Source organism: Micromonospora sp. AP08 (genome assembly GCF_008085935.1).
GTDB classification, from domain to species: domain Bacteria; phylum Actinomycetota; class Actinomycetes; order Mycobacteriales; family Micromonosporaceae; genus Micromonospora; species Micromonospora chersina.
In genome coordinates, this window is sequence record NZ_VSEZ01000002.1 from 646,552 (window position 1) to 671,672 (window position 25,121).

Below are 25,121 nucleotides of genomic sequence, written 5' to 3' on the forward strand. Positions count from 1 at the left end.
CACGTCGAGAGTAGTCGCCGCTTCGACGGTAGGTGGCGCGCCGGGCCCCGGCGAGCGCCGTTCTCTGGTACGCGGTGTGGGCGGGACGGCGTTCTCCGTCCCGCCCACGTCCGTCGGGAGGGGTCAGAAGACCCGGTACACGTCGGCCGTCGCGTCCTCGGTCTCCGACGCCTGCGGCGCGCTGATGGCGAGCGGCTCGCCGAAGCTGTGCAGCTTCAACTCGTTCCTGATCGCTCCGGCCGCCGTGTCGAAGGTGTAGGTGAGCAGGGTGAGCCGCCCCTCGGCGTCGAGGGTGGCCTCGAACGGCACCGACTTCTGCTTGAGGACCTTGAACGTCCTCTGGAGAATGGCGCGCTGGCTCTCGCTGCCCGCCGCGGCGATGGCCTTCTCGGAGTCGGCGACGCCCGTGTAGCGGCCGTCGCCGATCCGCTCGGCGGAGACGACCCCGCCGAGGATGCCGGCCTGGGCCCGGAAGTCGAGGCCCTGGGCCAGTTGTCCTTCCGGTCGGAGGCGGTCCCGGTCGAGCTTCAACCAGGGTTTGCCGTCCGACTCGTCCTGCCGGATGTAGACGGCGTCCTCGGTGACGACCATGGTGACCGGGTCGGGGGTCAACATGTGCAGAGTCATCCGGCCGGTGTCGGGTTCGACGGCGGAGTTCATGGTGATGCGGTGGCCGGCCGCGGTGATGAGGACGTCGAGCTTGGCGGTCTGCTCCAGGCTCCGGTCGAAGCCCTGCCGGACCGCGGCGACCGGGTCGGCGACGACCGTGATGGCGGTGGAGGCGGACGCCGAAGCGGCCGGCGCGGGGCCGGTGTCGCCGGCGGAGCCGCAGGCGGTCAGCAGGGTGGCGAGGCCGAGAGCCAGACCCGGGACGAGTGATCTTCGCACGCGAGGGACCTTAGCGGGCGAGTCCCGCTTCCGTGGCCCCATCGGGACGGCGGCCGGGGCTGCGCCTGCTCGGCGCCGCCCCGGCCGGCCGACCTCAGAGGTACTGGCCGGTGTTGCTGGCGGTCTCGATGGACCGGCCGGCCTCGGCGCCCTTGCCGCCGGAGACGAGCGTGCGGATGTAGACGATCCGCTCGCCCTTCTTGCCGGAGATGCGGGCCCAGTCGTCGGGGTTGGTGGTGTTGGGCAGGTCCTCGTTCTCGCGGAACTCGTCGACGCAGGCGTCGAGGAGGTGCTGGAGCCGGAGCCCCTTGCGCCCGGAGGTGAGGAACTCCTTGATGGCCATCTTCTTGCCCCGGTCGACGATGTTCTGGATCATCGCGCCGGAGTTGAAGTCCTTGAAGTAGAGGACTTCCTTGTCGCCGTTGGCGTAGGTGACCTCGAGGAAGCGGTTCTCCTCGGTCTCCGAGTACATCCGCAGCACCACGGCGTCGATCATGGCCGCGACGGTGGCCTGCGGGTCGCCACCGTGCTCGGCCAGGTCGTCGGGGTGCAGCGGCAGCCCGGAGAGGATGTACTTGGAGAAGATGTCCTTGGCCGCCTCGGCGTCCGGCCGCTCGATCTTGATCTTCACGTCGAGCCGGCCGGGGCGCAGGATCGCCGGGTCGATCATGTCTTCCCGGTTGGAGGCGCCGATGACGATGACGTTCTCCAGGCCCTCCACGCCGTCGATCTCGCTGAGCAGCTGCGGGACGATGGTGTTCTCCACGTCGGAGGAGACACCGGAGCCGCGGGTGCGGAACACCGAGTCCATCTCGTCGAAGAACACGATCACGGGGGTGCCCTCGCCGGCCTTCTCCCGCGCCCGCTGGAAGATCAGCCGAATGTGCCGCTCGGTCTCGCCGACGTACTTGTTGAGCAGCTCGGGGCCCTTGATGTTGAGGAAGAAGCTGGTGTGCTTCTCCTCGCCCCGCCGCTCGGCGATCTTCTTGGCCAGGGAGTTGGCCACCGCCTTGGCGATCAGCGTCTTGCCGCAGCCGGGCGGGCCGTAGAGCAGGATGCCCTTCGGCGGCCGGAGCTGGTGCTCGCGGAACAGGTCGGCGTGCAGGAAGGGCAGCTCGACCGCGTCGCGGATCTGCTCGATCTGCGAGTGGAGGCCACCGATGTCGGTGTAGTCGACGTCGGGCACCTCCTCCAGGACGAGCTCCTCGACCTCGCTCTTCGGGATCCGCTCGTACGCGTACGCCGAGCGGGGCTCGATCATGAGCGAGTCGCCGGCCCGGATCGGCGAACCGATCAGGGTCTCGGCGAGGTGCACGATCCGCTCCTCGTCGGAGTGCGAGACCACCAGCGCCCGGTCACCCGGCGCGCCCTCGGGACCCGCGAGGATCTCCTTGAGCATCACGACCTCGCCGACCCGCTCGTAGCCGAACGCGTCGACGATGTTGAGCGCGTCGTTGAGCAGGACCTCCTGGCCGCGCCGGAGCTCGTCGACCTCCAGCGAGGGCGAGACGGCCACCCGGAGCTTGCGCCCGCCGGTGAACACGTCCACCGTGCCGTCGTCGTGCTTGGCCAGGAAGACGCCGTAGCCGCTCGGCGGCTGGGCGAGGCGGTCGATCTCCTCCTTGAGCGTCACGATCTGCGCGCGAGCCTCCTTGAGGGTGCTCACGAGCCGCTCGTTGTTCTCGGTCAGCCGCGCCAACTGCGCCTGGGTGGCGGCCAGCCGCTCCTCGAGCTGCCGGACGTGTCGGGGGCTTTCGGTCAACTTGCGCCGCACCAGAGCGAGTTCCTCTTGAAGGAACGCGACCTGCGTGGAGAGATCGTGGGCCTCCTTCTCCCACCGTGCGGCGCGCGAGTCCGCGTCGTCGCTGCGTGCCACGTCCCACCTCCCCGGGGGGCTTGAACGTTCTGAGCTAACACTAGCCGCTATGAGCCCGATTCGGTCCTCCGCAACGCGCTCGTCACCGAAGCTTGATCGCCAAGGGCTGGTCGACGGGCGGGTACGGGCGTTCGGGTACCGTCGGAGCGTGGGACGGGAGAACATGGGGGGTGCTTCGTGACCGACGTCGCGACGGACCAGCTGCAGGTCTGGGTGGATCAGGACCTGTGCACGGGTGACGGGCTGTGCGTGCAGTACGCGCCGGAGGTCTTCGAGTTCGACGTCGACGGCCTCGCGTACGTCAAGGGGCCGGACGGCGAGCTGCGCCTGGCCGCGGGCGCCCGGGTGGACGTGCCGGAGCACCTGCGCCTCGAAGTGATCGACTCGGCGAAGGAGTGCCCGGGCGAGTGCATCCACGTGGTGCGCGCCCGCGACGGCGCCGAGGTGGCCGGCCCGGAGGCCGAGGACTGACCTGACGGAGACCGCGGGCCCGGGACCGACGTCCCCGGCCCGTGGCGTCTGTTACAGCATCGGGCGGCCGACGACCGAGGCCACCAGCCGGGCGAACTCCTCCAGCCGGGCGATCTGCCCGGCGCCGCCGTCGTCGAGGGTCTTGCCGAAGCGCAGCGCGTCGTGCCGGGGCGCGCCGACCGCCTCGTCGCTGGGCGGCGCCTCGTCCAGCGAGCTGAGCAGCAGGTAGACGTCGATGCTGTCGACCCGGACCTCGCCGGTGTCGGCGCGGGTGAGCCGCCGGCGGCAGCCGACCTCGGTGACCGTGGAGACCGGCACCACCCGCAGCGAGGAGGTCATCGAGCCGGGCGGCCCCTCCCCCGGCGGGACGTCCTCGCCGTGCCAGAGCACCAGCCGGCTGCCGTCGCAGACGACGACCTCCTGCCACACCCCGTTCACCTCGTTGACGAAGCGTTCCAGGGTGAAGCCGAGCACGGAGGCGCCGCGCAGCACCCCGCCGAGGGCGTCCAGGGCGATGTCGGGGTCGCGCAGGTAGGCCCGGGCGGCCGACTCCAGGTCGGCGTAGGGCGACCAGTCGGGGAAGACTGCGGGCAGGTCGCCGTTGCCGTAGCCGGGGCTGCTCATGCCGCCGCCTCCCGGCCCGCGCGCCGCCACCGGTCCGGACCGCCGGGACGGGCGCGGCGCCCGCCGCGTGCCCCGATCCGCTCGCTCATGCCACCGTCTCCACCCGCTCGGTGTCGTCCCCGCCGGGAACCATGATCCGCCCGCTCATACCCGTCCGCGCCGCGGGGTCACGCCTCGTCCGGCTCCTCGGCCGCGGCGGTCGCCTGCCGGGCCGCCTCGGCAGCGCGCAGCGCGTCCCGGCGCTGGGCGTACGCCTCGGCGCCCTTGCTGGGCTTGCGCCGCCGCGGCGGCGCGGTGACCCCGGGGGCGAGCTTGCGCGCGGAGACCAGGAAGGCGGTGTGGGCGATCATGCGGTGGTCGGGCCGGACCGCGAGCCCCTCGGCGTGCCAGTCCCGGACCAGCGACTCCCAGGCGCGCGGCTCGGTCCAGCCACCCCGCTCGCGCAGCGCCTCCACCAGTTCGGAGAGCTGCGGCGTGGTGGCCACGTAGCCGATCAGCACGCCGCCGGGGACGAGGGCCCGCTCGACCATGTCGAGCATCTCCCAGGGGGTGAGCATGTCGAGGATGATCCGGTCGAAACCGGTCTCGGTGCACTCGGCGACGTCACCGACGTGCAGCCGCCAGGCGGGGTGCGGGCCGTTGAAGAACGCCTCGACGTTGCGCCGGGCGATCTGGGCGAAGTCGTCGCGCACCTCGAAGGAGTGCAGCTCGCCCTCGGTGCCGACGGCCCGCAGCAGCGAGCAGGAGAGCGCGCCGGACCCGGCGCCGGCCTCCAGGACCTTCGCGCCGGGAAAGATGTCGCCCATGGCGACGATCTGCGCCGAGTCCTTCGGGTAGATCACCTGGGCGCCACGCGGCATGGAGAGCACGTAGTCGGAGAGCAGCGGGCGCAGGGCCAGGAACGCGGTGCCGCCGCCGGCCGTGGTGACCACGCTGCCGTCGGGAAGGCCGATCAGCGTGTCGTGCTTGAGGATCCCCCGGTGCGTGTGGAACTCCTTGCCGGGCTCCAGCGTCACGGTGTGCATCCGGCCCTTCGGGTCGGTCAGCTGGACCCGGTCGCCGGGGCGGAACGGCCCCCGGTGCACAGGTGGCAGCGCCGGGACGGTGGAGGTTTCTGCGGTCACGTGTTCGTCTTCCGTTTGGGTTCCAGGAGCTGGGCGAGATCCGCGATGTGCAGCACGCCGACCACATCTTCGCCTGCCGTCACGACGTACTGTGCGCCCGGGTGGGTGCGCACGGTCTCCAGCACCCGCTCGCCGTCCGCGCCGACCGGCAGCGCGGGCACGCCGTCCAGGTCGCGGGCCACCGCGTCCACCGCGAGCCACGGGCGCCGTTCCGGGGGTACGCCGGCGGCGCGGGCCGGGTCGACCAGGGCGACCGGACGGCCGGCGGAGTCGACCACGGCGAGCGCGGCGTCGGGGGTGGCCCCTTCGGCGCGGCGGCGCTGCGCCTCGGCGAGCGGGGTGCCGGTGGGCACCGGCAGCAGCGGGCGGGCCAGCCGGGCCAGGTCGACCAGGGGCAGGCGACGGCCGATGCGGGCCATCCGGATGGACTGGCCGGCGCCCCGCCACAGCGTCACGGCGACGAGCAGCATCAGCGGCAGGGCCAGCGGGGCGAGCGCCCGGCGCAGGGTGAGCAGCACCACCAGGGCCAGGGTGGCGACGGCCACGGCGCGGCCGATCCAGCCGGCCACCTCGGTGCCCCGGTGCCGGTCCCGGGTGACCGCCCAGACCGCGGCGCGCAGCGCCCGGCCCCCGTCCAGCGGCAGCCCGGGAAGGCTGTTGAAGACGGCCACCACCACGTTGCTGACCGCGAGCTGGAAGGCGAGCTGGTGGGCGAGGGTGCCCGCGGGCAGGGCCAGGGTGGCGGCGACCGCCCCGGCGCCGAGCACCGCCGAGACCGCTGGGCCGGCGAGGGAGACGAGCAGGTCGACCTTGGGGCTGGGGGCGTCCCGGTCCATCTCGGTGTAGCCGCCGAGCAGTTCCAGGGTGATCCCGCGCACACCGATGCCGTAGCGGCGGGCGGTCAGCGCGTGGCCCAGCTCGTGCAGCAGCACCGAGCCGAGCAGCGAGACCACGAAGCCGAGGCCGACCAGGTAGCCGCCGAGGTGCCCGAGGTCGAGCTGGCGGCGGGCCAGGGCGGCGTAGAGCACCGTGACGACCGCGGTGAGCAGCAGCATCGAGGCGTCGACCCGCAGCGGCACCCCGAAGATCCGGCCGAGGGTCAGCCCGGGCCGGCGCGACGGTCGGGTCCGCTGCTCCATCGGCCCGATGCTACGTGAGCGCGAGGGGGCGGCCGCTTCTGCGAGCCCGACCGTCGCGAAGGACGGACGGCAGGATGCGGATCATGCACCGGTGCGGCGACGGTCGCGCTGTCACACCGGTGCCCTAACCTTCCGGGCATGACGGCGGAACCGGTGATCGACACCCAGCACGGCACGGCATCGCCGGAGGTGCCGCCGCCGACGGTGCGGGCGTCGTTGTCGCCGTCGCGGGCGGCCGACTTCAAGACCTGCCCGCTGCTCTACCGGTTCCGCAGCATCGACCGGCTGCCCGAGCGCCCGACCGTGGAGCAGGTCCGGGGCACCCTGGTGCACGCCGTGCTGGAGCGGCTGTTCGACCTGCCGGCGGCGGCCCGCACCCCGGAGTCGGCCGGCGACCTGGTCGCCCCGCAGTGGGACCGGCTGGTCACCGAGCAGCCGGAGCTGGCGACGCTGTTCGCCGAGGGCGACACGGCCGGCGTGGAGGGGTTCCTCCGCTCGGCGGCGGCGCTGCTGGAGGGCTACTTCTCTGTGGAGGACCCGCGCCGGCTGGAGCCGGCCGAGCGGGAGGCGCTGATCTCCGCGGTGGTCGACGACGAGCTGCTCATCCGGGGCTACCTCGACCGGCTCGACGTGGCGCCCGACGGCGCGCTGCGGGTGGTCGACTACAAGACCGGCGGCGCCCCGCGGGAGGCGTTCGAGGCCCGGGCGCTGTTCCAGCTGAAGTTCTACGCCCTGGTGCTGTGGCGCACCCGGGGGGTGGTGCCGCGGGTGCTGCGGCTGCTCTACCTCAAGGACGCCGAGGTGTGCGACTACTCCCCCGACGCCGAGGAGCTGCTGCGCTTCGAGCGCACCGTGGTGGCGCTCTGGCAGGCGATCGAGCAGGCCACCGCGCGGCAGGACTTCCGCCCCCGGCCCAGCCGGCTCTGCGACTGGTGCAGCCACCAGGCGCTCTGCCCGAGCTTCGGCGGCACCCCGCCGCCGTTCCCGGTGGCCGGCCCGGCCGACCCGCTGACCGACGCCCGCTCCCGGCCCGCCGCCCCCGGCGCGGACGAGTGACGCTCCTCCTCACGGAGGAGGCGGGGTTCGGCATCGGCGACGAGGGCGGGCGCCGGGCGGCGGCTAGCGTCGGAGCATGACGAACCGGCTGCGCGCGTGGGCGCGGGAGCGGCCGCTGGCCGTGGACGCCGCCACGGCCGTCGCGCTCGCGCTGGTGGACGCGGCGTTCCTGCTGCTGACCCCGCGGGAGCTGCGGCCCGAGCAGCTCTGGGCGGCGCTGGGCTGGAGCGTGCTGTGCGCCGCCCCGGTGGCGATCCGCCGCCTCGCCCCGTGGCCGGCGGTCGGCGCGGCGGTGGCCACCCTCGCCGTGCCGGTGCTGTTCCACCTCGCGCCCACCACCCAGGGGCTCACGTTCGTCGTCCTCACCTACACCATGGCGGCGCACCGGCCGCTGCGCCCGGCCACCCTCGCCGCGGTGCTGCTCTGGGTGCCGGTGGTGCTGGCGAACCTGGTCGCGCCGCTGGACGGCGTACTCACCATGGGCCCCGGGGTGCTGGTGCTCAACAACCTGCTCACCGCGTCGGTGGCGTACGCGGTCGGCCGCGCGGTGCAGGCCCGCCGGCAGACCACCCGGATGCTGCGGGAGCGGGCCCGGATCGCCGAGGCCACCCAGCGGTCGCTGACCGAGCAGGCGGTCGCCGACGAGCGGCGCCGCATCGCCCGGGAGCTGCACGACGTGGTGGCCCACCACGTCAGCGTGATGGGCGTGCTGGCCACCGGGGCGCGCCGGGTGCTGCGCCGCGACCCGGACGCGGCCGACGAGGCGATGGCCACGGTCGAGGAGACCGGCCGGGCCACCCTGCGGGAGCTGCGCCGGCTGCTGGACGTGCTGCGCACGGACGCCGAGCCCGCCGCCGAGTTGACCCCGCAGCCGGGGTTGACCGGCATCGAGGCCCTCGTCGAGCAGGTCCGCGAGGCCGGGCTGCCGGTCACGTTACGGGTCGACGGCACGCCCGGCCCCCTGGAGGACGGGGTGGCGCTGACCGTCTACCGGATCGTGCAGGAGGCGCTGACCAACGCGCTCAAGCACGCCGGCCGGGCGACCGCGCTGGTCCGGCTCACCGTCACCGACGGCTGCCTGGCCGTGGAGGTCACCGACACGGGGCGCGGCCCGGCGCCGGTGCCCGACCGGATCGGGCACGGCCTGGTCGGCATGCGGGAACGGGTCGCCCTCTACGGTGGGGTCCTGCGGACCGGTCCGCGGCCCGGCGGCGGCTTCCGGGTGTACGCGCGGATCCCGCTGGAGTCGGCCGGGGCGGTCCCGGCGTGACCGGCGCCACGGCCGAACGAGGGGGACCGATGAGCGACAGCACCGCCACCCGACCGGTGCGGATCCTGCTCGCCGACGACCAGCCGCTGCTGCGTACCGGTTTCCGGATGGTGCTGGGCACCGAGGACGACCTGGACATCGTGGCCGAGGCCGGCGACGGGGTGGAGGCGGTGGAGCTGTCCCGGCGGTTGCTGCCGGACGTGGTGCTCATGGACATCCGGATGCCGCGGATGGACGGGGTGGCGGCCACCCGGGCGATCGTGGACGCCCGGCTGCCGGTGCGGGTGCTCATCCTCACCACCTTCGACCTGGACGAGTACGTGGTCGGCGCGCTGCGCGCCGGGGCCAGCGGCTTCCTGGCCAAGGACGTGCCGGCCGAGGATCTGGTCACCGCGATCCGGACGGTGGCCGCCGGGGAGGCGGTGGTGGCGCCGCGGATCCTGCGCCGGCTGCTGGACCGCTTCGCCGACGTGCTGCCCGACCCGGCGGCCACCCCGCCGAAGGCCCTCGACGCGCTGACCGAGCGGGAGCGGGAGGTCCTCGTGCAGGTGGCGCGCGGGCTGTCCAACGCCGAGATCGCCCGGGAGCTGTCGGTGAGCGAGACCACCGTGAAGACCCACGTGGGGCACGTGCTCACGAAGCTCGGGCTGCGGGACCGCGTGCAGGCGGTGGTGCTGGCGTACGAGACCGGCCTGGTCCGCCCCGGCGGGTGAGGTGGCGCCGGTCACCTACCGTGACCATCGGCGGCGGGCGGGGTTGACCATGACGCGACGTGAGGTTCTAGCGTCGGCGCCGCCGGCCGGTCAGGGATGACCCTGAGCCGGCCTCGGGGGTGACCCCAACGGAAATTCCGGCGAGGGTTCCGCCCCGGGGCGGACGGATCCGCGCCCGGCGGCACCGAGGATGGAACTGCCGCACCGGCCAGCGGGGGCGGTGCGGATCAGCAGGCTGACGGAAGAGGTAGATGACGTGACCGCGACGGTAGGGCAGCAGGCGCAGGCCGCGGCCCGGGCCAGCGACGTGTGGAAGGTGTACGGCAGCGGCGAGGCGCAGGTCATCGCGCTGCGGGGGGTGAGCGCCGAGTTCGAGCGGGGCCGGTTCACCGCGATCATGGGCCCGTCCGGCTCGGGCAAGTCGACGCTGATGCACTGCCTGGCGGGCCTGGACTCGGTGACCCGGGGCACCGTCATGATCGGCGACACCACGGTGACCGGGCTGGGCGACGCCGGCCTCACGAGGCTGCGCCGCGACAAGGTGGGCTTCATCTTCCAGCAGTTCAACCTGCTGCCCACGCTCACCGCGCAGGAGAACATCCTGCTGCCGCTGTCGATCGCCGGCCGCAAGCCCGACCCGGCCTGGTACGACACGGTGATCGACACGGTCGGCCTGCGGGAGCGGCTCGGGCACCGCCCGGCGCAGCTGTCCGGCGGCCAGCAGCAGCGGGTGGCGTGCGCCCGGGCCCTGGTCTCCCGCCCCGAGGTGATCTTCGCCGACGAGCCGACCGGCAACCTGGACTCCCGCTCCGGCGCCGAGGTGCTCAACTTCCTGCGCAACTCGGTCCGCGAGCACGGCCAGACGATCGTGATGGTCACCCACGACCCGACCGCCGCCGCGTACGCCGACCGGGTGGTCTTCCTCGCCGACGGCCAGATCGTCTCGGAGTTGATCGAGCCGACCGCCGACACGGTGCTGGACACCATGAAGAAGCTCGACGCGCCGGCCGAGGTGGGCAGCTGATGTTCCGGGCCACGATGAAGAGCCTGCTGGCGCGCAAGCTGCGGCTGCTGCTGTCCGGCCTGGCGGTGGTGCTCGGCGTCATGTTCGTCTCCGGCGCGTTCGTGCTCACCGACACTCTCGGCCGGTCCTTCGACGCGGTCTTCTCCGACGCGTTCTCCGAAGTCGACGTCAACGTGGCCGCGAAGCCGAAGGTCGCGCTGTCCGAGGTCGAGGGCGAGCAGGTGGCCGCGCCGGTCCCCGCGTCGGTCGTCGACCGGGTCAAGGCGGTGCCGGGCGTGACCGACGTGCGGGGCGTCGTCAACGCCGACGGGGCCCGGCTGATCGGCAGCAACGGCAAGGTGGTGACCTCGTTCGGCCCGCCGCAGCTCGGCGAGAACTGGCTCGGCGAGAGCGATCTGCTGAAGCTGCGCGAGGGGCGCGCGCCGCAGGCCGACGACGAGATCGTGGTCAACGTCGCGCTCGCCGAGGCGGCCAAGGTCAAGGTCGGCGACCGGGTCGGCGTGCTGACCCTGGCGCCGAAGAAGGAGTTCACCCTGGTCGGCGTCTTCGGCTACAGCGGTGGCCGGGACTCGGTCGGCGGGGTCAACGAGGTCGCCTTCACCACCCCGGTCGCCCAGCAGCTGATGCTCGGCAAGCCGGACGTGTTCTCGAACGTGACCGCGCAGGCCGCCGACGGCACCACGCCCGAGGCGCTGCGCGACGACGTGGCCCGCACCCTCGGCACGGACTACGAGGTCAAGACCGGCAAGCAGCTCGCGGACGACGCGTCCGCGAGCCTGAAGGAGGGCCTGTCCTTCTTCAACAAGATCCTCCTCGGCTTCGCCGCGGTGGCGCTGCTGGTCGGCACCTTCCTGATCCTCAACACCTTCTCGATCATCGTCGCCCAGCGCACCCGCGAGCTGGCGCTCATGCGGGCCATCGGCGCGAGCGGGCGGCAGGTCATCGGCTCGGTGGTGCTGGAGGCCGTGGCGGTCGGCCTGATCGCCTCCGTGCTCGGCCTCGCCGCCGGCATCGGGGTCGGCGCGCTGCTGGCGTACCTGTTCGGCAAGCTCGCCGGCGGGCTCACCCTCGCCGGGCTCGGCGTGCCGCCCGCGGCGGTGATCGGCGCCTTCGCGGTGGGTCTGGTGATCACCGTGGTGGCGGCGCTGCTGCCGGCGCTGCGCGCCTCGCGCATCCCGCCGATCGCCGCCATGCAGGACGTCGCCACGCCGGACCGGCCGCTGACCAAGGTGACCGTGGGCGGGTCCGTGGTCACCGCGATCGGCGCCGGCCTGCTCTTCCTCGGGCTGGGCGGCCACGCCGGCGACAACACCCTGGCCACCATCCTCGGTGGCGTGCTGTTCGCCTTCATCGGCGTGGCGCTGCTGACCCCGCTGATCAGCCGGCCGGTCGTCGCCCTGCTGGGCGCGATCTTCGCCTGGTCGGTGCCGGGCAAGCTGGGCCGGCTGAACTCCGGCCGCAACCCCCGCCGCACCGCGATCACGGCCGCCGCGCTGATGGTCGGCATCGCCCTGGTGACCGGGGTGACGGTGATCCTCGATTCAGCCAAGGGCAGCATCAGCGCGCTGGCCGAGGACACCATCAAGGCGGAGCTGGTGATCTCCGGCGCCCAGGCGGGCCCGCGGCCGGCGAGCTTCGACCCGGCGGTGCTGGAGAAGGCCGCCGACATCCCGGGGGTGCAGCTGGTCGACGGCGAGTACGGCGACATGGCCACCATGAACGGCGAGCGGACCTGGGTGGCCGCATCCAGCGACGTGGCCGCGCTGGAGCGGATCTTCGGGGCGAAGGCCAACGCCGGTGACATCAGCCGGCTCAACCCGGACCAGATGCTGCTCAGCTCCGACACCGCGAAGTCCCGCAACCTGTCGGTCGGCTCGACGGTGACCGTGCAGTTGTCCCGGGGCGAGGCCCACACCTACACGGTCAGCGGCATCTACGAGAGTTCGCAGCTGACCAACCCGGTGGTGCTGCCGCCGCAGGCGGCCACCGACTTCGCCATCCCGCAGCCCATCCAGGGCTTCGTGCAGCTGGCCCCGGGCACCTCGGTCGACGCGGTGCAGCCGCAGATCGAGCGGCTGCTCGCGGACAGCCCCGAGGTGTCGGTGGCGGACCGGGCCGCGTTCATCAAGCAGCAGACCAGCCAGCTGGACACCCCGCTGCGGATGATCCAGATCCTGCTGGCGCTGGCCATCGTGATCGCGGTGCTGGGCATCATCAACACCCTGGCCCTGTCGGTGCTGGAACGCACCCGCGAGCTGGGCCTGCTGCGGGCCATCGGCCTGCGCCGGGCGCAGACCATGCGGATGATCACCGTGGAGGCGGTGGTGATCTCGATCTTCGGCGCCCTGCTCGGCGTCGTGGTCGGCACCGGCCTCGGCGCGGCCGTGGTCCGGGCGCTCAAGGACGAGGGCATCACCGACCTGGTCCTGCCCTGGAGCCAGATGGTGACGTTCCTGGTCCTGGCCGCGATCATCGGTGTGGTGGCCGCGGTGCTGCCCGCCATCCGCGCGGCGCGGATCAACGTGCTGGGCGCCATCGCCCACGACTGACCCCGGCACGCACGACGGCCCCTGCCACCTTCCGGTGGCGGGGGCCGTTTCCGTCGCCGATCCTCCCCGCCTCTGCCAGGCTCGCACCACGGGGGTGAGGGTCGTGACGGAGGACGCCTACGCGCGGGCGCTGGAGCACGCCGAGCGGCTGCTCGGCCAGCCGCTCACCCTGCCGCTCGGTCCCGGCGAGCCGGCGGTCGGCGCGGACTTCCGGCGGCTCGCCACCGAGCACACCTTCGGTGATGTATGGCCCCGCGAGGGCCTGGACCTGCGCTCCCGCTGCCTGGTGTCGGTGGCGATCGCCGCGGCGCTGGGCACCCACGAACCGCTGCGCGGACAACTGCGCATCGCGCTGCACTCCGGGGTGAGCCGCGAGGAGATCGTCGAACTCTTCATCCACCTGGCCGCCTACGCCGGCGCCGCGCGCGCCTTCGACAGCTACCAGATCGCCGTGGCGGTGTTCGGCGAGTCCCGCTGACCGGGGTCAGGCGGGGCGTTCGCCGAGCAGGGCCGCCAGCAGCTCCAGGTCCGCCGCCGTCAGGCTCTCCACCTGGTGTACGCCGTCGGTCGGCGGCAGCGGCACCTCGGCCGGGACGGCCAGCACGGCGGCCCCGGCCGCGAGGGCGCTGGCCACCCCGGTCGGCGAGTCCTCGATCGCCACGCACCGCCCGATCGGCACGCCGAGCAGCCGCGCCGCGGTCAGGTACGGCTCCGGGTGGGGCTTCGCCGCCACCACCTCGTCGCCGCACACCACCGCGTCGAAGCTGTCCCGGCCCAGGGTGTCGAGGGCGACCTCGACCAGCGGCCGGGTGCTGGAGGTGACCAGGGCGGTGGGGATGCCGGCGGCGCGGACCGCGCGCAGCAGCGCGAGGGCCCCGGGGCGCCAGCGCAGCCCGTCGCGGAACAGCTCCAGGATCCGGGCGTTGATCCAGTCGGCGCTGGCCTGCGGGTCCCGCTCGGGCTGGCCCAGGTCGTCGTGCACGATCCGCATCGAGACGGCCATGCTGGTGCCGATGATCGCCGTGCGGGCGTCCTCGGAGAGGGTGCCGCCGTAGACCGCCGCGAGTTCCTGCAACGCGACGTCCCAGAGCTTCTCGCTGTCGACCAGGGTGCCGTCCATGTCGAAGAGCACGGCGGCGGGATGTCTGCTGCTCAGCGGGGGCCTCCTCGGGTGCGGGTACCCGCCGATCCTCTCAGCCGGGCCCCGCCGGGCGACCACCGTCCCCGGCGAGGGTGACCTGCGGCATCAGCCGAGGCCGCAGGCGTCCAGGGAGTTCTCGTAGCCGCGGAAGAACGAGTCGGTGCGCTGCTCGGCGGTGCCGTGCGAGCCCTCGGCGAACCAGGGCTGGTTCGGGTCGTCGCCGACCGCCAGCAGCCCTTCCCGGAACTCGTCCAGGTCGCCCTCGGCCAGCCTCAACGTCCCCGAGCGCACATTGTCACCGATGTACGCCCCGGCCATGCAGTCCGCCTGCAACTCCTGCTGGATGGTGAAGTTGTAGCGGATGCCGAGGCGGACCTGGACGCCATGGGCGTACTCGTGGCCGAGCAGGTAGAACAGGAAGGCGTCGCCGACCTGCCGGAACGCCCCCACCGACCAGTTCACGTCGTAGGCGATGAAGTCACCCGCCGAGCAGTAGACCGCATTGTTGCGGGGCAGTCCCTCGCCGCCGCAGGAGACCTCGCCGGACCTGGTGTACGGCACCACCCGCCGGATCGGCTGGAACTGCTTCCCGGAGGCCCGGAACCGGTCGGTCCAGTAGCGCTCGGCGATGCCCACGGCGTCGGAGAAGTCCTGCTTGAACTCGGCCACGCTGGTGGTGCCGTCGGCGCGGGTCGAGCCCGCTCCGGGGGAGTCCGCCGGGCCGTTCTGCCGCGGGCCGGGCTGTTCCGGCTCGCCCTGGTCCAGCCCGCCGCCCATGCATCCGGCCGCCACCACCACGGCCACCAGCAGCCCGGCCAGTGGTCCCGGTCGCCGACGTCCCGCCTTCTCCCCCACCACTGCCTCCCGGCTGAGTCGCTGTGTCAGCGCAGTACCCCCACCGCACGGGGTTGATGCCCACCGGGGATCACGTGCCCGCGCGGGCGTTCGTTCATCAGTCCGCGGCGGTGAACAGCAGCAGCGCCCGGTCGGGGTCGAACTGGACGCTGGCCCGGGTGCCCCCGTCGTAGGCGGGGCTGCGGCGCCAGCGCACCTGCGGCGGCACGTACGCGCTCAGGCCCGGCCAGACCTCCACGGCCCCGGTCACGGGCGCCCACGGGTAGCCGGCGGCCAGGGCGCGGGCGTCGGCCGGCGCCAGCCGCACGATCCCCTGGTACCGGCTGTCGGTCGGCCCGGGCGCGCGGGAGCAGGCGAAGCTCGGGAAGTCGACCTGCCAGTGGATCTCGGCGTACTCCCCGATGCCGGGCACCTCCTTCGCCGTCCAGTGCCGGTCGGTGCGGACCTTCGCCTCCTCGGTGGCGACCTGCGCCGCGCAGTCCCGCTCCTGCCCGCGATCGGCCCGCGCCAGCCAGAACACCCCTCCGCAGGCGGCGAGCAGGACGACGCCCGCCACGGCGACGACGGTCACGAGCAGGGGTCTGCGTTTCACGCCGGCAGGGTAGCCGTCGCCGGCCACCCCTGGTGGCGCCCCGGTACAGTCCCCGCGTGACCCACCACGTGCCCACGCCAGCATCGTCTACCGGCGACGGGCCGGGCTTCCTCGACCAGCTCTTCAACGGCGCCGCGGCCTTCAACACCCGCTCGTGGCGCACCGCCCTGACCGCCGGCGGGGCCGGGGTGCGCTGACCGCGCCGGACGGTCCCACCCGGCGGAGCCGACCGGTCAGAAGGTGTTGTGCTCGCGCTGGGCGCGCTGCACCGCGTCGCCCTGCGCGGCGTGGCGGTCGCCCTCGTATCTCAACTGCCGGACCCGTGCGCTGCGGGCGGCGGTCCGGTCCTCGTCCGGGGTGGACCGTCGCCGGTCCCGCCAGGAGACGTAGCCCAACGCCGTGGCCACCACCACGGCGACCACCGCCAGTGTCACCAGCACCGTCGTCATGCCCATGACGGTAGGACACTCGCGCACCCCGGGTCGCCGCTACGCTGCCGCGATGATCGACACGGACTTCGACGCACATGAACGGTCGCGGTGGGCGGGCCGGGCCGAGGCGTACGCACGCAGCTTCGGCCGGCTCTGCGCGTACCCGGCGGAGGCGCTGCTGGACGCGGCGGCGGTGCGGGCCGGACGGCGGTTGATCGACGTCGGCACCGGACCGGGCACCGTCGCGGCGGCGGCCCTGGCCCGCGGCGCCGAGGTGGTGGCGGTCGACGCCGAACCCAGCATGCGCGACGCCGCCCGGCGGACCGCGCCCGGTGCCGAGGTCCGCGCCGCGGTGCTGCCGCAGCTGCCGTTCCCGCCCGGCGGTTTCGACGCGGCGGTGGCGAACTTCGTGCTCAACCACGTCGGCGACCCGGCCGCGGGAGTGGCCGAGCTGCGCCGGGTGGTCCGCCCCGGCGGCCGGGTCGCGGTGACCGTCTGGCCGTCCCCGCACCCGCCCCTGCAACGGCTCTGGGGTGAGGCCGTCGCCGCCGCCGGGGTCGCGACACCCCCCGACCTGCCCCGGCTGGCGCCCGAACGGGACTTTCCCCGCACCGAGGCGGGGTTCGCCGGGCTGCTGGCCGCGGCCGGGCTGGCGGACGTCCGGTGCGTGACCCTGACCTGGGCGCACCGCACCGACCCGGAGGACTGGTGGGCCGGCCCGGCCGCCGGAATCAGCGCCATCGGCCTGGTGCTGGAACGGCAGCCGGTGGCCGTGCGTGAACGCATCCGCCGGGAGTACGAACGGCTCGCCGCCCCCTACCAGCACGCCGACGGCAGCCTGGCGCTGCCCACCGCCGCGCTGCTCGCCGCCGCCCGGGTCGACTGATTCGCCCTAGGCTGGTGTCCGCGGCGGCTCCCTGGCTCCGACGTCCCGGGTGAGCGGCGCCGCGGGGCGCCCGCCGAGAGGAGACACCGTGAAGTACCTGATCATGCTCTACGGCAGCCAGCGGGACTACGACGCGATGTCCGGGCGGCCCGGCGAGGAGCCGCCGATGAGCCCGGAGCAGCTCGCCGCCATGCACGCCCACATGGAGGCGATCCACAAGGACCTGGCCGAGACCGGGGAACTGGTCGACGCGCAGGGCCTGTCCGCGCCCGTGCACGCCCGCCGGGTCCGGCTGCGCGGCGGAGCGCCCGTGGTCACCGACGGCCCGTACGCCGAGACGCAGGAGGTGCTGGCCGGCTACACGCTGGTGGAGTGCGCCAGCTTCGACCGGGCCACCGAGATCGCCGCCCGGTTCGTCAACCCGGACGCCGAGGGTGAGTACGTCGACGTGCGGCCGGTCGTGGACGGCGTCGAGGAACTCCAGGGCTGACCGGTGCCGGCCGAGCGTGTCGAGGACCTGCTGCGCGCCCTGGCGCCGCAGGTCCTCGGCGCGCTCGTCCGCCGGTACGGGCATTTCGACACCGCCGAGGACGCCACCCAGGAGGCGCTGCTCGCCGCCGCCACCCGCTGGCCCGGCGACGGGCTCCCGGACGATCCGCGGGCGTGGCTGATCACCGTGGCGTCCCGCCGGCTGACCGACCTGCTGCGGGCCGAGCAGGCCCGGCGCCGCCGGGAGGACGGGGTGGCCCGGGAGGCGCCGGCGGACCGCTGGGTGGCGCCGCCCGCGGACAGCGTGCCGGACGACGCCGACGACAGCCTCGTCCTGCTGTTCCTCTGCTGCCACCCGTCGCTGCCGCCGGCCGGGCAGATCGCGCTGACCCTGCGGGCGGTCGGCGGGTTGAGCACCGCCGAGGTGGCCCGGGCGTTCCTGGTGCCGGAGGCGACCATGACCCGGCGGATCACCCGGGCCAAGCAGCGCATCCGCGACAGCGGACTGCCGTTCGCCCCGCCGGCCGGTCCGGAGCGGGCCGCCCGGCTCGACGCCGTGCTGCACGTGCTCTACCTGATCTTCAACGAGGGGTACGCGAGCACCGGCGGGGAGCGCCTGCACCGGCCCGACCTGTGCGCCGAGGCGATCCGGCTGGCCCGGTTGCTGCACCGGCTCACCGACGACGCGGAGGTGACCGGGCTGCTGGCGTTGATGCTGCTCACCGACGCGCGCATGCCGGCGCGGACCGGCCCCGACGGCATGCTGGTGCCGATGGCCGAGCAGGACCGGCGGCGCTGGCGGGCCGACCGGATCGGCGAGGGGACGCGGCTGGTCGGCGCGGCGCTGCCCCGGGGCGAGGTCGGGCCGTACCAGCTCCAGGCGGCGATCGCGGCGCTGCACGACGAGGCGCCCAGCGTCGAGGCGACGGACTGGCCGCAGATCGTCGCCCTCTACGAGATGCTGCTGGCCCTGCACGACAACCCGGTGGTCCGGCTCAACCACGCGGTGGCGGTGGCCATGGCGCGCGGGCCGCGGGCGGGCCTGGCGCTGCTCGACGCGCTGGCGGCCGACCGCCGGGTCGCCCAGGGCCACCGCCGCCACGCGGCCCGGGCGCACCTGCTGGAGCTGGCCGGGGAGCCGGACGCGGCCCGGGAGGCGTACCTGGCGGCGGCCCGCCGGTCGATGAACCTGGCCCAGCAGCGCTACCTGCACGCGCGGGCGGCCCGCCTGGGGTGTGACGACTGATCCGGCGTCGGATCACACGGAACTCGCCGGGGCTCGCGGTTCTCGGCGGCGCCCCGGGTGGTCGTCATCGGGCTGGGTCGTGCCCGGCTGCCCCCACGGGAGCGGCCGGCGCGTTTAGAGTCGGCGATCGTGACCGATGCAACGCGACACCTGGGACTGGGGCACGGTAGCGCGTTCGGCGAGCGCGGGGTGGCCAAGCGGTTGGGCACGCTGGGCCGGCACACCCCACTGACCGGCCGGCGGCTGCTGGAGATCGGCTGCGGGGACGGCACCTACACGATGCGGCTGGTCGACGCCTTCGCGCAGATCGAGGCGGTCGACATTCAACAGGATCGGCTGGAGCTGTTCCGGGAGCGGCTGGCCGCCGACCCGGCGGCGGCCCAGAAGATCAACGTGCGGGAGCTGTCCGCCACCGAGCTGGACTACCCGGACAAGAGCTTCGACCTGGTCACCGCCATCGAGGTGGTGGAACACATCGACGATCTGGACGCCGCACTCCGTCAGGTGCACCGGGTGCTCGCCCCCGGCGGCCGGTTCGCGCTGACCACGCCCAACCGGTGGTTCCCCTTCGAGACGCACGGTTTCCTCATCCGCGGGAAGCGTTACCGGCCGGCGCGGGGTCCGTTCCTGCCGTGGATCGTGCCGCTGCACCGGCGGCTGGCCGACGCCCGCTCCTTCACCGCCCGTGGCCTGTCCACCCACCTACGCCGGGCCGGGCTGGAGCCGGTGGCGATGGACTACATCATGCCGCCGTTCGACCGGTCAGGCTTCGGGCGTCGCATCCGGCCGGTGACCGACGGCATCGAGCGGTCGCCGTTGAAGTTCTTCGGCATGGCCCTGGCGGTGGTCGCCCGCCGACCGGACTGACGGACCGACGTCGCGCACCACTGATCGGCGACGCGCGGATTCCGGCGCCCACGCGGGGGCGCCGGTGATGTGGCGGGCCTCAGTCCAGGCCGCGCATGATGTGCGGTTCGCCGTCGTCGTCGCCGAAGCAGCGGTGCAGGGTCTGCGCCCGGGCCCACAGGTCCAGGCTGCTCGGCGGCTCGACAGGCGGTGGGCCGGCCGGCGCGCTCAGCACGGGGGCCGGGTCCGGCGGAACCTTCGAAGCGATGTCGTCGGTCATGTCCGCCCCTCTCGTCGTACCCCCATGCTCGTCCTCGGACGTCACAGCCGCATCTCCCGGGCTGCGCCGCCGTGGACGGCGGGCCGGGGTCCGCTGCTGGTCGGGGGCGCTTACCCGCCCGGGCGGGGCCGGTAACGCGTACTCCGGTCACCGTAGCGGGCCGCGCCGGGCGGCACAGCGGGTTTACCACGCGCGGCGGTCAGCCGTGGGCGTCGAGGAGCCGGTCCAGGTTCGCCGCGGTGCTGATGAGGGCGAGGTGGCTGAACGCCTGCGGGAAGTTGCCGGCCTGCTCCCCGGCGGGGGTGATCTCCTCGGAGTAGAGGCCGAGCTGGCTGCTGTAGGTGAGCATCTTCTCGAACGTCAACTGCGCGTCGTCGAGCCGCCCGGACGCGGCCAGGGCCTGCACGTACCAGAAGCTGCACATGGTGAAGGTGCTCTCCCGGCCGGCGAGGCCGTCCGGCGAGGCGGCCGGGGCGTAGCGGTAGACGAGGCTGTCGGAGACCAGTTCGCCGTCGATGGCCCGCAGCGTCGACTGCCACATCGGATCGGTGGGCGCCACGAGGCCGACCGAGGGCATGGCGAGCAGGGACGCGTCGAGCACGTCGGTGGCGTAGTGCTGGACGAAGGCCCGGCGTCCGGAGTGGTAGCCCCGCGCCATGATCTGCTCGTAGATCCGGTTCCGGGTCTCGGTCCAGCGGGCGGTGTCGGCGGGACGCCCGCACCGGTCGGCCAACCGGACGGCCCGGTCCAGGGCCACCCACGACATCAGCCGCCCGTAGGTGAAGTCCTGCCGGCCGGACCGCGTCTCCCAGATCCCGTCCTCGGGCTGGTCCCAGTGCGCGCAGAGCCAGTCCATCATCCGGACGAGGCTCCGCCAGGCCGCGTGCGAGCCCTTCAGGCCGTGCTCGTTGGCGAGGTACAGGGAGTTGAGCATCTCGCCGTAGATGTCGAGTTGCAGTTGGTTCGCCGCGCCGTTGCCGATCCGCACCGGCGCGGACCCGCGGTAGCCCTCGAAGTGGTGGAGCACCTCCTCGGTGAGGTCCGGCGAGCCGTCGACCCGGTACATGATCTGCAACGGCACTCCCCCGGCCTCGGCCTCCCGTATCCGGTCGTCGACCCACTGCTGGTACTGCCACGCCTCGTCGGTGAAGCCCAGGCTGAGCAGGGCGTGCACCGAGAAGGACGCGTCCCGGAGCCAGGTGTAGCGGTAGTCCCAGTTGCGTTCTCCGCCCACCTGTTCGGGCAGCCCGGCGGTAGGGGCGGCGATCAGGGCGCCGGTCGGCGCGTACGTCATGAGCTTGAGCGTCATGGCCGACCGCTCGACCATCTCCCGCCACCGTCCCTTGTAGGAGGAGCGGCCGATCCAGCCCCGCCAGAAGTCGCGCGTCTGTTCGAGCAGCTCCCGCGCCTCCTCGGGCGGGTAGGGACGCGGCGGGCCGGGACACCCCGTCTCGAGGACCACGCCGCCGGCCTCGCCCTCGTGCAGGGTGGCGACCAGGTGGACGCCCTCCTCGGTCCGTTCGGGCTCGTGCTCCGCGGAGAGGCGTTCGTACTGGATGGGATGCACGGTGAGCGAGAGACCGGGACTGCGGAAGACGGTGCCGTTCGGGTGGTCCTCCAGCTCGTGCCGGTCCCGCCCGTAGTTGAACCGGGGGCGACACTCCAACCGGAACCGCATGCTGCCGCGCACCACCCGCAGCATCCGGACCAGGCGGTGGTTGTCGGTGGCCCGGTCACCCGTGACCGGCATGAAGTCCACCAGCTCGCCCACCCCGTCCGCGCTCAGGAAGCGGGTGATGAGGATCGGTGTCCCCGGCAGGTAGAGCTGCTTGCTGGTGTAGTCGACGCCGTCCGGTGAGAGCTGGAAGTACCCACCGCGACGCCGGTCGAGCAGGCCGCCGAAGATGCTCGGCGAGTCGAACCGGGGTGCGCAGAACCAGTCCAGCGTGCCGTCCGTGGTGATCAGCGCCGCCGTCTGGAGGTCGCCGATCAGTCCGTGGTCCTCCACCGCGGGGTACGACTGCACCGGGACCTCCCGTCTCGTCTCGCCGCTGCCCCCGGCGTCTACCCCCGCCCCGCCGGGACACACCTGAGCTGCGGCGATCCCGACCGGTTCCGGGCCCGAAGCGGCGTTCGTCCGGTTCCCGTCATCCGCTGTTCACAGAACTTGATCTAGACCATTACTTCCAGCTCTGTCTATATGGGTGCCAGCACATGCCAATCCCATCCGGATGGAGTCCCATGACCCGCACGCTGCGCGCCACGGCCATCAGCCTCGCCGCGATCCTGGCCGCCACCCTCGGCCTCACCCAGCCCGCCTGGGCCGCCAGCTACTCCGCCTCCCTGACCACCGCCGTCGCCGGACTCCCCGTGGCCACCGAGGTCCGCACCGGCTACAGCCGCGACCTCTTCCCACACTGGATCGACGCCGACGGTGACGGCTGCAACACCCGAAACGAGGTCCTCTACGCCGAGGCCACCACCAAGCCCACGATCAGCGGCACCTGCACCCTCTCCGGGGGCCGCTGGTACTCCTACTACGACAACGCCTACTGGACGCTCACCGGCGACCTCGACATCGACCACATGGTCCCGCTCGCCGAGGCCTGGGACTCCGGCGCCCGCAACTGGACCACCAGCCGCCGCCAGGCGTACGCCAACGACCTGGGCGACTCCCGCGCGCTCGCCGCGGTCACCGACAACGTCAACCAGGCCAAGGGCGACCAGGACCCGGCCACCTGGATGCCGTCGTACGCCTCCGCCCGCTGCCGCTACATCGGCGAATGGGTCGCCGTGAAGGTCCGGTGGCGGCTCACCGTCGACAGCGCGGAGAAGAGCGCCCTGACCAGCTGGGCCAACAACTGCCCCGCCGCGACCATCTCCGTCACCTACGCCTACTGACGATCGCCCCTCCCCCGACCTTGGAGAGCCTCACGACGACTCTCCAAGGCGGCGGCGGACGGCCCTAGTAGTAGTTGTCGATCGGCCGGCGCGCCTCGTCGAACAGCGCCGGCCCCTCGTACCGCACCGGAGGCAGCGGCGGGGTGGCCGGCTTGACCGCCTCGAACTGCTCCGCGGACAGCGCGTACACCACCCGACCGAGGCCGGAGCGGGCGATCGCCGTCTCGCACATCGGGCAGGGCTGGCAACTGGTGAACATCGTGGTGCCGGCCGCCACGTCAGGGGCGAGTTCCCGAGCGGCCCAACGGGCCAGCTTCAGTTCCGGGTGGGCGGTGATGTCGGATTCCGAGACCACCGTGTTGTGGTCCTCGACCAGGACCTCGCCGTCGGCGCCGACCAGCAACGAGCCGAACGGCCGTTCGCCGGACGCCCCGGCCATGCTGGCGAGCTCCACGGCACGGCGGAGAAACGTCTCGTCGTCGGGGGTCACGCGTCCTCCTGGCCCTTCTGCGGCGATCACTTGGCGTTGCAATGTGGAAGGCGCTCGGCATACCAACGGCAATCGGACCGAACGGCTGCTGACCTGCACGGAGCACCGCCGTCAATCGTCGTCATTGGTCACCGTTGGTTCACCTCAGACGGCCTGTAGACGGCATGATCTTGGCGACCGCCTGGCGGCCGTGGCGAACCGCGTGTCTGACTCAACTACTCGGCCGCACCGAGCTCGCCCACCGCCAGGACGAGTTGGATCGGGAACTCCTTGTCCCACTGACCGATGCCGACGCAGATGCTTCGGTCGTCGCGGTACCAAGTGTCGGCGTCCGCAACGAACTCGACTAGGACATCGGTGAGCGGTGGCAGCAGCTCGCCTCGGATCGCCCGATCAAGGTCGTTGCGGAAGGACCGAGGGCGGGGCAGTCCCCACGTGGCCGTGAGCGCCGCCACGAGCCGTGCGCGCTTGGTCTCGAAGTGGGCCCAGACCTCTTCCCACCGCTCGGCCGACTCCTCCCAGAAGTCGTCGCTGACCGCAACGGAGACAACGTGGTAACCGGGGCCACTGACGTCCATGCCCTGCCCGACATGCCGCGTCACCCGCTGCGGCGGGTAGGCCCGCCGAACTAGTTCCTCGGCCAACCTGAGAGATCCATCGAGGTCCACCGGCGGATGGTACAGCCGCAGCGCCCGGGACCTCGTCTTCGTCGACCCTTTGACCCCAGAGATCGGCAACGCGGTCGGGTGCGGCTCGCACCGCTGGTCGACGGTCCGATGGTGGTCACCATCGTTCCGCTCGGTGTGGTCGGTTGCTGTATTCCGCTGCTGTACCGCTTAGCCTCGCCGGCCGCCAGCCTTCCGCTGCTCAACGGTCTGCATCGCTCGCTGCGGCAGGCGGGTGGCTACTTGAAGACGCCAATGACCCCGGTGACGGTACCGACGACGCCACTGACGGTCGCCAGCTTCGCGGATGCCCCGGTCCAGATGCCTTTGGTCTTCTCGCGCCAGCCGAGAGACCACCAGTCACGCCCGAACTTCTGCCACTTGTGCTGTCGAAGATGGCAGCCCAGGACCAAGCCGGCCGAGTTGTTGCGGCAGAACTCCACGACACCGCTCCGCTTCCGGTTGATTGCACCGCAGTACACGGGCGCTTGGAAGAGGACGAAGAGAATCAGTAGGCCGACGAGCACAGCGTAGAGGCCGGGGCCGACCGCGTTGTTACCGAGAGACAGGAGGAGCACTGCCAGGACGCCATAGCCCCAGTACTGCCAAAGCTTCGACTTTTCGCGCGACGCCATGGGTGCGAAGAGTACCGACGTGATCGCGAAACGTGAAGATCCTTGATCAGTAGACCTTCCGACGGCTGGCCACTTCCAGCGGTATTGATCTAGGCCATGGGCGTAGTCGATCAAACCGGACGTGATGCCTCTGACCTGCGGCGCGAACTGTCATGGTTGGTCAACCGTGGTCGCCGCCGACCGCCCGGCAACGGCATGATCTTGGCCCTATAAGGCTCCGCCGGACAGGTTCATTGCCTTCGAGGGCGGCGACGCCGGCGCTTGGTTCCATCCATCGGGTAGTTCCGGCATGGTCCAGGCGGGGTCCGGCCGGAAGTCACAGTGAGTGCCGTCGAACGGGTACGCGCCTGCGGCCGCCAGTGCAGCGATTCGCTGGGCCGTAGCCCGAATCGTCGCCGCTTCGGCGGCATCCCAGTACCAGGGATGACCGGTCCGGGCAACGAACTCCGCCTCGTCTTTCCAGGACACATGGCGTTGCGGATCAATCTCCAGATCGAGCGCATGGTCCGTGGTATCGATACCTATCGCATGCCGCTCGAACGGTGCTTCCAGATTGACGTACCAGCCGGCGAAGCGCTCACCCGCGAACATCCACCACACGGAATAGCTCGCGCCTGCAGGGTGCAACATCAGCGCGCTGTAATGCTGAAAGCTGGTATGGATGTACGAAGCTCCGACCAACTCGTCGATCGGTGCGTCTTTGAGGCTCCGACCGGCGGAATCGCGGTAGAGCACCAGAGGGGCGCCGCAAGGCTCCCACAGCAACAGCCCGTCGTCGTTGTCGGCGACAACCATGGCGGCCTGAACCCACGTAACGACATCGCGCTTGCGATAGCGGCGAACGATGGCCTGACCCGGACGGAAAGACATCCGCCAACCCTAAGCTAGCCATCCCGTCCGCCGCCGACCCACGCCTTGGTGGAGCGGGCC

Annotated in this window: 28 protein-coding genes; 13 read left to right on the forward strand and 15 right to left on the reverse strand. The window is 72.6% G+C overall.

The features are described from left to right. Nucleotides 1–123: 123 nt before the first annotated feature. Both FXF50_RS06200 and arc read right to left on the reverse strand, forming a co-directional pair. Nucleotides 124–888, reverse strand: coding sequence for a hypothetical protein (locus FXF50_RS06200; protein WP_148426225.1), 765 nt, complete (start codon nucleotides 886–888; stop codon nucleotides 124–126). A 94-nt stretch (nucleotides 889–982) separates the two neighbouring features. Beyond that, nucleotides 983–2,764: a proteasome ATPase gene (gene arc / locus FXF50_RS06205; RefSeq protein ID WP_148426226.1), complete on the reverse strand. Its 1,782-nt coding sequence runs from the start codon at nucleotides 2,762–2,764 to the stop codon at nucleotides 983–985. Nucleotides 2,765–2,941: 177 nt separating this feature from the next. Here arc and FXF50_RS06210 point away from each other — a divergent pair, with 177 nt between their 5' ends. Further along, the gene (locus FXF50_RS06210) at nucleotides 2,942–3,235 is read left to right on the forward strand and encodes a ferredoxin (RefSeq protein ID WP_107077135.1); all 294 of its coding nucleotides are present in this window, start codon (nucleotides 2,942–2,944) and stop codon (nucleotides 3,233–3,235) included. A gap of 51 nt (nucleotides 3,236–3,286) precedes the next feature. Here the strand turns inward: FXF50_RS06210 and FXF50_RS06215 are convergent, their stop codons facing one another. From FXF50_RS06215 to FXF50_RS06225, 3 genes are all read right to left on the reverse strand, one after another. After that, nucleotides 3,287–3,859: a hypothetical protein gene (locus tag FXF50_RS06215; RefSeq protein WP_091308775.1), complete on the reverse strand. Its 573-nt coding sequence runs from the start codon at nucleotides 3,857–3,859 to the stop codon at nucleotides 3,287–3,289. A gap of 167 nt (nucleotides 3,860–4,026) precedes the next feature. Continuing rightward, on the reverse strand, nucleotides 4,027–4,983 hold the full coding sequence (locus FXF50_RS06220) for a tRNA (adenine-N1)-methyltransferase (protein WP_148426227.1): 957 nt from the start codon (nucleotides 4,981–4,983) through the stop codon (nucleotides 4,027–4,029). Further along, nucleotides 4,980–6,122, reverse strand: a complete 1,143-nt coding sequence (locus tag FXF50_RS06225; RefSeq protein WP_148426228.1) for a site-2 protease family protein — start codon at nucleotides 6,120–6,122, stop codon at nucleotides 4,980–4,982. Before FXF50_RS06225 ends, FXF50_RS06220 begins: the two co-directional genes overlap by 4 nt. Nucleotides 6,123–6,260: 138 nt before the next feature. On the opposite strand from FXF50_RS06225, the gene FXF50_RS06230 reads away from it, so the two are divergent. From FXF50_RS06230 to FXF50_RS06255, 6 genes are all read left to right on the forward strand, one after another. Next, entirely contained in the window at nucleotides 6,261–7,178 is a 918-nt protein-coding gene (locus tag FXF50_RS06230) for a PD-(D/E)XK nuclease family protein (RefSeq protein ID WP_148426229.1), read from the forward strand. A gap of 76 nt (nucleotides 7,179–7,254) precedes the next feature. Beyond that, on the forward strand, nucleotides 7,255–8,448 hold the full coding sequence (locus FXF50_RS06235) for a sensor histidine kinase (RefSeq protein WP_148426230.1): 1,194 nt from the start codon (nucleotides 7,255–7,257) through the stop codon (nucleotides 8,446–8,448). A 29-nt stretch (nucleotides 8,449–8,477) separates the two neighbouring features. Then, nucleotides 8,478–9,161 carry a response regulator transcription factor gene (locus tag FXF50_RS06240; protein WP_148426231.1) on the forward strand — a complete coding sequence of 228 codons (684 nt, stop codon included), beginning with the start codon at nucleotides 8,478–8,480 and terminating at the stop codon, nucleotides 9,159–9,161. Nucleotides 9,162–9,417: 256 nt separating this feature from the next. Beyond that, complete coding sequence (locus tag FXF50_RS06245) at nucleotides 9,418–10,185, forward strand: ABC transporter ATP-binding protein (RefSeq protein WP_148426232.1); 768 nt, start codon at nucleotides 9,418–9,420, stop codon at nucleotides 10,183–10,185. Further along, the gene (locus tag FXF50_RS06250) at nucleotides 10,185–12,734 is read left to right on the forward strand and encodes an ABC transporter permease (RefSeq protein ID WP_148426233.1); all 2,550 of its coding nucleotides are present in this window, start codon (nucleotides 10,185–10,187) and stop codon (nucleotides 12,732–12,734) included. Before FXF50_RS06245 ends, FXF50_RS06250 begins: the two co-directional genes overlap by 1 nt. Nucleotides 12,735–12,837: 103 nt before the next feature. Further along, a complete protein-coding gene (locus tag FXF50_RS06255) occupies nucleotides 12,838–13,212 on the forward strand; it encodes a carboxymuconolactone decarboxylase family protein (protein WP_255509914.1) in 375 nt (124 codons plus the stop codon). A gap of 6 nt (nucleotides 13,213–13,218) precedes the next feature. Here the strand turns inward: FXF50_RS06255 and FXF50_RS06260 are convergent, their stop codons facing one another. The 3 genes from FXF50_RS06260 to FXF50_RS06270 all read right to left on the reverse strand — a co-directional run bounded on the left by FXF50_RS06260 (nucleotide 13,219) and on the right by FXF50_RS06270 (nucleotide 15,322). Next, nucleotides 13,219–13,866, reverse strand: coding sequence for an HAD family phosphatase (locus FXF50_RS06260; RefSeq protein WP_148426235.1), 648 nt, complete (start codon nucleotides 13,864–13,866; stop codon nucleotides 13,219–13,221). A 114-nt stretch (nucleotides 13,867–13,980) separates the two neighbouring features. Beyond that, nucleotides 13,981–14,730, reverse strand: coding sequence for a neutral zinc metallopeptidase (locus FXF50_RS06265; protein ID WP_148426236.1), 750 nt, complete (start codon nucleotides 14,728–14,730; stop codon nucleotides 13,981–13,983). A gap of 97 nt (nucleotides 14,731–14,827) precedes the next feature. Next, complete coding sequence (locus tag FXF50_RS06270) at nucleotides 14,828–15,322, reverse strand: hypothetical protein (RefSeq protein ID WP_148426237.1); 495 nt, start codon at nucleotides 15,320–15,322, stop codon at nucleotides 14,828–14,830. A gap of 56 nt (nucleotides 15,323–15,378) precedes the next feature. Between FXF50_RS06270 and FXF50_RS29215 the strand changes: the two genes are divergently transcribed. Continuing rightward, entirely contained in the window at nucleotides 15,379–15,519 is a 141-nt protein-coding gene (locus FXF50_RS29215; RefSeq protein WP_187399550.1) for a hypothetical protein, read from the forward strand. A 36-nt stretch (nucleotides 15,520–15,555) separates the two neighbouring features. Here FXF50_RS29215 and FXF50_RS06275 read toward each other — a convergent pair whose 3' ends face one another. Beyond that, entirely contained in the window at nucleotides 15,556–15,771 is a 216-nt protein-coding gene (locus FXF50_RS06275) for a hypothetical protein (protein ID WP_148426238.1), read from the reverse strand. A gap of 52 nt (nucleotides 15,772–15,823) precedes the next feature. Here FXF50_RS06275 and FXF50_RS06280 point away from each other — a divergent pair, with 52 nt between their 5' ends. The 4 genes from FXF50_RS06280 to FXF50_RS06295 all read left to right on the forward strand — a co-directional run bounded on the left by FXF50_RS06280 (nucleotide 15,824) and on the right by FXF50_RS06295 (nucleotide 19,241). Next, complete coding sequence (locus tag FXF50_RS06280; protein WP_148426239.1) at nucleotides 15,824–16,639, forward strand: class I SAM-dependent methyltransferase; 816 nt, start codon at nucleotides 15,824–15,826, stop codon at nucleotides 16,637–16,639. A gap of 88 nt (nucleotides 16,640–16,727) precedes the next feature. Continuing rightward, nucleotides 16,728–17,129, forward strand: coding sequence for a YciI family protein (locus tag FXF50_RS06285; protein WP_148426240.1), 402 nt, complete (start codon nucleotides 16,728–16,730; stop codon nucleotides 17,127–17,129). A 3-nt stretch (nucleotides 17,130–17,132) separates the two neighbouring features. Then, on the forward strand, nucleotides 17,133–18,374 hold the full coding sequence (locus FXF50_RS06290) for an RNA polymerase sigma factor (protein ID WP_148426241.1): 1,242 nt from the start codon (nucleotides 17,133–17,135) through the stop codon (nucleotides 18,372–18,374). Between the two features lie 129 nt (nucleotides 18,375–18,503). After that, the gene (locus tag FXF50_RS06295; protein WP_148426242.1) at nucleotides 18,504–19,241 is read left to right on the forward strand and encodes a class I SAM-dependent methyltransferase; all 738 of its coding nucleotides are present in this window, start codon (nucleotides 18,504–18,506) and stop codon (nucleotides 19,239–19,241) included. Nucleotides 19,242–19,320: 79 nt separating this feature from the next. Here FXF50_RS06295 and FXF50_RS06300 read toward each other — a convergent pair whose 3' ends face one another. Continuing rightward, nucleotides 19,321–19,500 (reverse strand): hypothetical protein, encoded by a 180-nt coding sequence (locus FXF50_RS06300; protein WP_148426243.1) that lies wholly within the window; start codon nucleotides 19,498–19,500, stop codon nucleotides 19,321–19,323. A 199-nt stretch (nucleotides 19,501–19,699) separates the two neighbouring features. After that, a complete protein-coding gene (locus FXF50_RS06305) occupies nucleotides 19,700–21,526 on the reverse strand; it encodes a glycoside hydrolase family 15 protein (RefSeq protein ID WP_148426244.1) in 1,827 nt (608 codons plus the stop codon). 215 nt (nucleotides 21,527–21,741) lie between these two features. On the opposite strand from FXF50_RS06305, the gene FXF50_RS06310 reads away from it, so the two are divergent. Continuing rightward, nucleotides 21,742–22,401, forward strand: a complete 660-nt coding sequence (locus FXF50_RS06310) for an HNH endonuclease family protein (RefSeq protein WP_148426245.1) — start codon at nucleotides 21,742–21,744, stop codon at nucleotides 22,399–22,401. Between the two features lie 64 nt (nucleotides 22,402–22,465). Here FXF50_RS06310 and FXF50_RS06315 read toward each other — a convergent pair whose 3' ends face one another. From FXF50_RS06315 to FXF50_RS06330, 4 genes are all read right to left on the reverse strand, one after another. Beyond that, nucleotides 22,466–22,891 carry a nucleoside deaminase gene (locus FXF50_RS06315; protein WP_148426246.1) on the reverse strand — a complete coding sequence of 142 codons (426 nt, stop codon included), beginning with the start codon at nucleotides 22,889–22,891 and terminating at the stop codon, nucleotides 22,466–22,468. Between the two features lie 215 nt (nucleotides 22,892–23,106). Beyond that, a complete protein-coding gene (locus FXF50_RS06320; RefSeq protein ID WP_148426247.1) occupies nucleotides 23,107–23,559 on the reverse strand; it encodes a hypothetical protein in 453 nt (150 codons plus the stop codon). A gap of 236 nt (nucleotides 23,560–23,795) precedes the next feature. After that, nucleotides 23,796–24,191 (reverse strand): hypothetical protein, encoded by a 396-nt coding sequence (locus tag FXF50_RS06325; protein WP_148426248.1) that lies wholly within the window; start codon nucleotides 24,189–24,191, stop codon nucleotides 23,796–23,798. Between the two features lie 207 nt (nucleotides 24,192–24,398). Next, on the reverse strand, nucleotides 24,399–25,061 hold the full coding sequence (locus FXF50_RS06330; RefSeq protein WP_148426249.1) for a DUF402 domain-containing protein: 663 nt from the start codon (nucleotides 25,059–25,061) through the stop codon (nucleotides 24,399–24,401). Nucleotides 25,062–25,121: the final 60 nt, after the last annotated feature.